Annotated in this window: 4 protein-coding genes and 1 pseudogene; 1 reads left to right on the top strand and 4 read right to left on the bottom strand. The window is 74.7% G+C overall.

Annotated features, from left to right (window positions below; translation table 11 throughout):
* On the top strand, positions 1-1,660 hold a 1,660-nt coding region (locus J0670_RS26630), incomplete at its 5' end, for a glycoside hydrolase family 15 protein (RefSeq protein ID WP_207814215.1).
* Here J0670_RS26630 and J0670_RS26625 read toward each other — a convergent pair.
* From J0670_RS26625 to J0670_RS26610, 4 genes and pseudogenes are all read right to left on the bottom strand, one after another.
* A complete protein-coding gene (locus J0670_RS26625; protein WP_207814214.1) occupies positions 1,657-2,835 on the bottom strand; it encodes a glycosyltransferase family 4 protein in 1,179 nt (392 codons plus the stop codon). The genes J0670_RS26630 and J0670_RS26625 overlap by 4 nt on opposite strands.
* Before the next feature lie 167 nt (positions 2,836-3,002).
* Entirely contained in the window at positions 3,003-4,736 is a 1,734-nt protein-coding gene (gene recN, locus J0670_RS26620) for a DNA repair protein RecN (protein WP_207814217.1), read from the bottom strand.
* 88 nt (positions 4,737-4,824) lie between these two features.
* Complete coding sequence (locus J0670_RS26615; RefSeq protein WP_207814216.1) at positions 4,825-5,421, bottom strand: YitT family protein; 597 nt, start codon at positions 5,419-5,421, stop codon at positions 4,825-4,827.
* A gap of 357 nt (positions 5,422-5,778) precedes the next feature.
* Positions 5,779-6,196: pseudogene (locus J0670_RS26610) on the bottom strand (Uma2 family endonuclease).
* Positions 6,197-6,360 lie beyond the last annotated feature (164 nt).

The following is a 6,360-nucleotide window of genomic DNA, read 5'->3' as shown; positions in this document are numbered from 1 at the left end:
GCAGGAGTGGGACACCCAGGGCGGCACCGTACGGGTGATCGACTTCATGCCGCCGCGCCCACTGGCCGGCAAGGACGCCGTCCCCCAGGTGATCCGGATCGTCGAGGGCGTGGCCGGCACCGTGCGGATGCGCTCCGCGGTCCGGATGCGCTTCTCGTACGGCCGGGTGGTGCCCTGGGTGCACCGGGTCGAGCAGGCCGAGGGCGGCCACCGCACCGTCGCCGTCGCCGGGCCCGACTCGGTCTGGCTCGACGGCGAGGCCGAGACCTACGGGCGCGACCTCACCACCTACGCCGACTTCACCGTCGGCGCCGGCGAGCGGATCGCCTTCGCCCTCACCTGGCAGGCCTCCCACCTGGACCCGCCCAAGGCCCCGGACGCCGAGGAGATGCTCGACGCCACCGCCGACTTCTGGCACGACTGGGCCGGCCAGTGCACCTACCAGGGCCCCTACCGCGAGGCCGTGATCCGCTCCCTGATCACCCTCAAGGCCCTCACCTACGCCCCCACCGGCGGCATCGTCGCCGCCCCCACCACCTCCCTGCCCGAGGACATCGGCGGCGAGCGCAACTGGGACTACCGCTACACCTGGCTCCGGGACGCCGCGATCACCCTGTCCTCGCTGCTGCGCACCGGCTACCGCGAGGAGGCCCGCGCCTGGCGCGAGTGGCTGCTGCGCGCCGTCGCCGGGGACCCGGAGAACCTCCAGATCATGTACGGCATCGCGGGCGAGCGCGAGCTCACCGAGTCCTCGCTGGACTGGCTGCCCGGCTACGAGGGCTCGCAGCCCGTCCGGGTCGGCAACGGCGCCGCCGGACAGCTCCAGCTCGACGTCTACGGCGAGGTGGTCGAGGCCCTGCACCTGGCCCACATGACCGGCCTGGTCCGCAACGACCACGCCCACCACCTCCAGCTGCGCCTGATCGAGTACCTGGAGGAGCACTGGCAGGAGCCGGACGAGGGCATCTGGGAGGTCCGCGGGCCGCGCCGGCACTTCGTCCACTCCAAGGTGATGGCCTGGGTCGCCGTCGACCGCACCATCAAGCTGCTGGAGCAGACCCCCGAGGACGCCCCCGAGGGCGGCCACCTGGAGCGCTGGCGCGAACTGCGCGACACCATCCACCGGGACGTCTGCGACAAGGGCTACGACCCGGAGCGCAACACCTTCACCCAGTACTACGGCGGCCGGGAGCTCGACGCCTCGCTGCTGCTCATCCCCCAGGTCGGCTTCCTGCCGCCGGACGACAAGCGCGTCATCGGCACCATCGAGGCGATCCAGCGGGAACTGTCCACCGAGGACGGCTTCGTGCTGCGCTACCCGACCCACGACGAGACCGGCAACAACGTCGACGGTCTCTCCGGCCACGAGGGTGCCTTCCTGGCCTGCTCGTTCTGGCTCGCCGACGACCTGGCCATGATCGGCCGGGTGCAGGAGGCCCGCGAGCTGTTCGACCGGCTGCTCGCGCTGCGCAACGACCTCGGGCTGCTCGCCGAGGAGTGGGACCCGCGCGAGAAGCGCCAGGTCGGCAACTTCCCGCAGGCGTTCAGCCACGTCCCGCTGATCGACACCGCGCTGCGGCTGACCGCCTGCGGCGCCGCCTACCTGTCGGCCCAGCCGGACGGTCTGGCCGCCGACCGGGCCGAGCAGGCCACCGTCTAGGGGCGCTGGACCAGTTCGTCGTAGGTGCTGAGCACCTGGGCGACGGTGGCGGCCTCGTCCGGCCAGGTCTCGGCCTGCTGGTGGCCGGCCGCCACCAGCTGCTCGCGGCGGGCCGGGTCGGCGAGCAGTTCGCGCACCGCCCGTCCGAGCGCCGCCGGGTCTCCCGGGGGCACCAGTACGGCGGCGTCGCCGACCAGTTCGGGGATGCCGCCGACGGCCGTGGCCACCACCGGGACGCCGGCCCGCATCGCCTCCTGGACGACCATCGAGCGGGCCTCCCAGCGGCTGGAGAGCGCCACCACGTCGGCCGCGGCCAGCAGGTCGGGCACGTCGGCGCGGTAGCCGAGCAGCCGCACCGGCAGCTTCTCGGCGGCCACCCGCTCGCGCAGCGCGCCCGCCTCCGGGCCCTCCCCGGCGAGCAGCAGCAGCGGCTCCGGGTCCAGCGCGGACAGCTCGCGGGTGGCGTCCAGCAGCAGCCCGAAGGCCTTCTGCGGGACGAGCCGGCCGACCGCCAGCACCAGCGGGCGGTCCGGGTCGTCGCCGAGCAGCGCGGCGCGCGCCTCGGCGCGACCGAGCCGGCCCTCGGGCATCGGCGGGGCGGCCACCGGGCCCAGCCGGGCGTCGGTGGCGCCCAGTTCGCGGGCCCGGGCGACCAGGTCGGAGGAGGCACCGAGGACGAGGTCGGCGGCCCGGGCCACCCGACGCTCCATCAGCCGCTGCAGGCGCCGTTCCATGCCGGTGGCCAGCAGCGCGTGGTGCGAGGTGACCACCAGCGGGGTCTCCGGGCGCAGGCCCGGGAAGCGGCCGGCGGTGCGCAGCGCGAGGTCGGAGAGCAGCCCGGCGCGCAGCCCGTGCGCGTGCACCACGTCGGCGCCGGTGAAGGCCCGGCGCAGCTCGCCGATGGCGGTGGCGTCGCTACGGGCGCCCGCGGTGGGGGTGATCTCGACGGTGTGGAACCGGGCGCCGGTGCGGGAGAAGCCGAACAGCGCGTCCGTGTCGGCCGGCGCGCAGACCGTGACGATCACCCCGTGCGCGACCAGGCCCTGGGCCAGGGAACGCACGTGCGCACCGATGCCGCCGGTGCTGGCGGCCAGGACGAGTACCACGTGCAGCTGCCCCGGTTCCGGGGCGGCCGCGGTGGCCCGGGCGGCGGAATGGTCCACGTCGTCTCGCATCCGACTCGATCAGGTTCGCGCGTCGCCTCGCGAGGATTGCCCGGTCGGCGGCGCTCGGGACTGGAAAGCCAGTGTCCAGCCGCCACCATGCCAGGTCGGCGGCCCTCTTGGACAGTCGGCGCCACCGGGGCGCGTCGCCGTCCGTCCGCGGGGGCCGCCGACCTCAACTACCGGTGGCGCGGGGCCCGGGCGGCGGCCAGCAGTTCCTCGGCGTGGGCGCGGCCCAGCTCCGAGTCCTCCAGGCCGGCCAGCATCCGGGAGAGTTCGCGCACCCGCTCCTCGTCGTTCAGCACCTTGACGCCGCTGCGGGTCACGGTGCCGTCGTTGGTCTTCTCCACCACCAGGTGCCGGTCCGCGAAGGCGGCGACCTGCGGGAGGTGGGTGACCACCACGACCTGGGCGGATTCGGCGAGTTTGGCCAGCCGGCGGCCGATCTCGACCGCGGCCTTGCCGCCGACGCCCGCGTCCACCTCGTCGAACAGGTAGGTGGGGACGGGGTCGGCGCCCGCGAAGACCACCTCGACGGCGAGCATCACGCGGGACAGCTCACCGCCCGAGGCGCCCTTGGCGATCGGGCGCGGCTGGGCGCCGGGGTGCGGCGCGAGCAGCACCTCGACCTCGTCCACGCCGTGCGGCCCGTACGCGACGGTGCGGCCGTCGACCTCGATGCCGGCCAGGTCGTCGATCCGGGTGATCGAGAAGGTCACCCGGGCGTGCGGCATGGCCAGTTCGGCGAGCTCGGCGGAGACGGCCTCGGCGAAGCGCCCGGCCGCGGCCTGCCGGGCGGCCGACACCTCGGCCGCCAGCTCGCCCAACTCGGCCCGCAGCTCGGTCTCCTGGGCGCCCAGTTCGTCGATCCGCTCGTCGTCGCCGTCGAGTTCGGCGAGGCGGGCGGACCCGGCCTCGGCCCAGGCGATCACCTCGGCCAGGGTGTTCTCCTCGCCGCCGTACTTGCGCAGCAGCTGGGCCAGGACGGCCCGGCGGTCCTCGACGGCCGCCAGCCGCACCGGGTCGGCGTCCAGGTCGTCCGCGTAGCCGGCCAGGTCCCCGGCGACGTCGGCGAGCAGGTAGCCGACCTCGTTCAGCCGGTCGGCGAGGGCGGCGAGGCGCTCGTCGTGGTGGCGCACGGAGTCCAGGGCGCGCCGGGACTGGCCGAGCAGGGTGCCCGCGTCCAGCGCCTCCGGGTCGGCCGGGTCGCCGGCCAGCGCGGCGTGCGCGAGGGTCGCGGCGGAGGACAGCGCGTCGGCGTGGCCGAGCCGCTCGGCCTCGGCGGCCAGCTCGACGTCCTCTCCGGCCACCGGCTCGGCGGCGGCGATCTCGTCCAGGCCGAAGCGCAGCAGGTCGGCCTCCTGGGCGCGCTCGCGGGCCCGGGTGGTCAGCTCCTCCAGCGTGGCCGAGACCTCGCGCAGGGCTCGGTAGGTCTCCCGGTAGCGGGCCAGCGGCTCGGCCACCGTCTCGCCCGCGTAGCGGTCCAGCGCGCCGCGCTGGCGGGCCGGGCGCAGCAGCCGCTGCTGGTCGGTCTGGCCGTGCACGGCGATCAGGTCCTCGCCGAGTTCGGCGAGGAGCCCGACCGGGACGGCCCGTCCGCCGACGTACGCCCGGGAGCGGCCTTCGGCGGAGACGGTCCGGCTGACCAGCAGGGCGCCGTCGTCCAGTTCGGCCCCGGCCTCGACGGCGCGGGCCGCCACCGGGGAGTCGGCGGGCAGTTCCAGCCGGCCCTCGACCACGGCGCGGCCGGCGCCGTGGCGCACCAGTCCGGGGTCGGCGCGCCCGCCGAGCAGCAGGCCGAGGCTGGTCACGACCATGGTCTTGCCGGCGCCGGTCTCACCGGTCACGGCGGTGAAGCCGGGGGCCAGTTCGACCACCGCGTCGTCGATGACCCCAAGATCCCGTATCCGCATCTCGTCCAACACGGAGACGACCTTACGAGGTTCCGCCCCTCGAACGCGACGAGTGGCAACGGCACGCGGCAACTCCGTGCCCCGAAGTTCATCCCTTCCGGGCGGTTTGGGCGGGCTCCGGCACCGTGCACCAGGGCAGGAAGAACTGCACCAGCGGGCCGATGGCCAGCGCGTAGGCGACCGTGCCGACCCCGACGGTTCCGCCGAGCAGGATGCCGGCGGCCAGCACCGCGACCTCGATCCCGGTGCGGATCAGCCGCAGCGAGCGCCCGGTGCGCCGGTGCAGGCCGGTCATCAGGCCGTCGCGCGGGCCGGGGCCGAGGCGGGCGCCGATGTAGAGGCCGGACGCCAGGCCGTTGAGCGCGATCGCGGCGGCGGCCAGCGCGATCCGGGCGGGCAGGCCCTCCGGGCCGCCAATCAGCCGCAGGGTGAGGTCCATCGCCGTACCGATCACCAGCACGTTGGCGACGGTGCCCAGGCCCGGGCGCTGGCGCAGCGGGATCCACAGCAGCAGCACCAGGACGCCGCAGATGGTCACCCAGGCGCCCACGGTGAGGCCGAACACCCGCTGGAGGCCCTGGTGGAAGACGTCCCAGGGGTCCAGGCCGAGACCGGCGCGGAGCATCAGCGCCATGCTCACGCCGTACAGGGTCAGGCCGACGGCGAGCTGCGGGAAGCGCCGCATGGTGTCCTCGGTGTCGGCCAGCTCGATGGCCCGCCCGGTCCGGAAGCAGACCGCGACCGGCAGCGGCCCGGCGGCCGCCACCCGCCGGAACGGGCTCATGATCGACAGCGGCACCCCCGCGATGGTCCGCAGCACCAGCGACCGGCCGTCCCGCGACCGCAGGTACACCATCACCCCGTACGCCCCGGTCGACCCGAGCACCCGGCGCACGGCCTCCGCCAGCAGTCGGTCCCGCGCGTGAACCACCTCGGGAACCGCCTCACGGACCGGTTCAGCGGCCCCACCGGTCCCATCCGGAAGGCGCATGCTCTCTTGCTACGTCCCACCCGGAACCCTGTCAACACGAGCCCGCGCCCCCTACACCCCGCCGAGCTCGACCTCCACCGGGTACGGCGCCACGGCCTTGACCAACCCGGTGAACAGCTCGCCCGCCTCGTACGACCGGCTCGCCGGGTCCAGCACGTGCGTGTGGACGATCGGCACCCGGCCGGCCGCCTGCTCGACCCGCCAGTAGAAGGGGATGCCCGCCTTGGCGTACTGATCGAGCTTGACCACCCGGTCGGTGGTCTCCGAGCCCGAAGTTGGTGTCGGCGTTCCACTCCTCACCGCCCGCCGCGTCGAGGGCGTTCGCCAGGAGGCGTGCCAGGCGGTTGTGGCGGATGGAGGCGCTCGGGCCTACGACGACCGTCCCGTCGACGATCTCGATGCCCGCGCACCGCTCCTCTGACCAGGACTCGTACTGCTCACCGGTGAGTGCGATCGTCTCGATCGTCACGGCGTGCCTCCCAGCCTGTGCTGTGTGCCACAGCCTCGTACGGCCGCTGTGGTCGTTTCGGGTGGTTCGGGTGCCGTTCGATATCCTCCGGGCGAGTGGTGGCGCCGAGGCCGCCGGGGGTGGAAGCGAGAGCCGTATGCAGTCGCCGTCGTCCGAGGGGCCCG

This window comes from Streptomyces sp. FH025 (genome assembly GCF_017427025.1).
Lineage (GTDB): Bacteria > Actinomycetota > Actinomycetes > Streptomycetales > Streptomycetaceae > Kitasatospora.
The sequence above is the reverse complement of the archived record's forward strand: the minus strand, read 5'-3'. Positions and strand labels throughout refer to the sequence as shown.

Coding starts and splice junctions, on each gene's coding strand:
- J0670_RS26625 (WP_207814214.1), bottom strand. CDS start 2,835: ATGCGAGACGACGTGGACCATTCCGCCGCCCGGGCCACCGCGGCCGCC.
- recN (WP_207814217.1), bottom strand. CDS start 4,736: ATGCGGATACGGGATCTTGGGGTCATCGACGACGCGGTGGTCGAACTG.
- J0670_RS26615 (WP_207814216.1), bottom strand. CDS start 5,421: ATGCGGCGCTTCCCGCAGCTCGCCGTCGGCCTGACCCTGTACGGCGTG.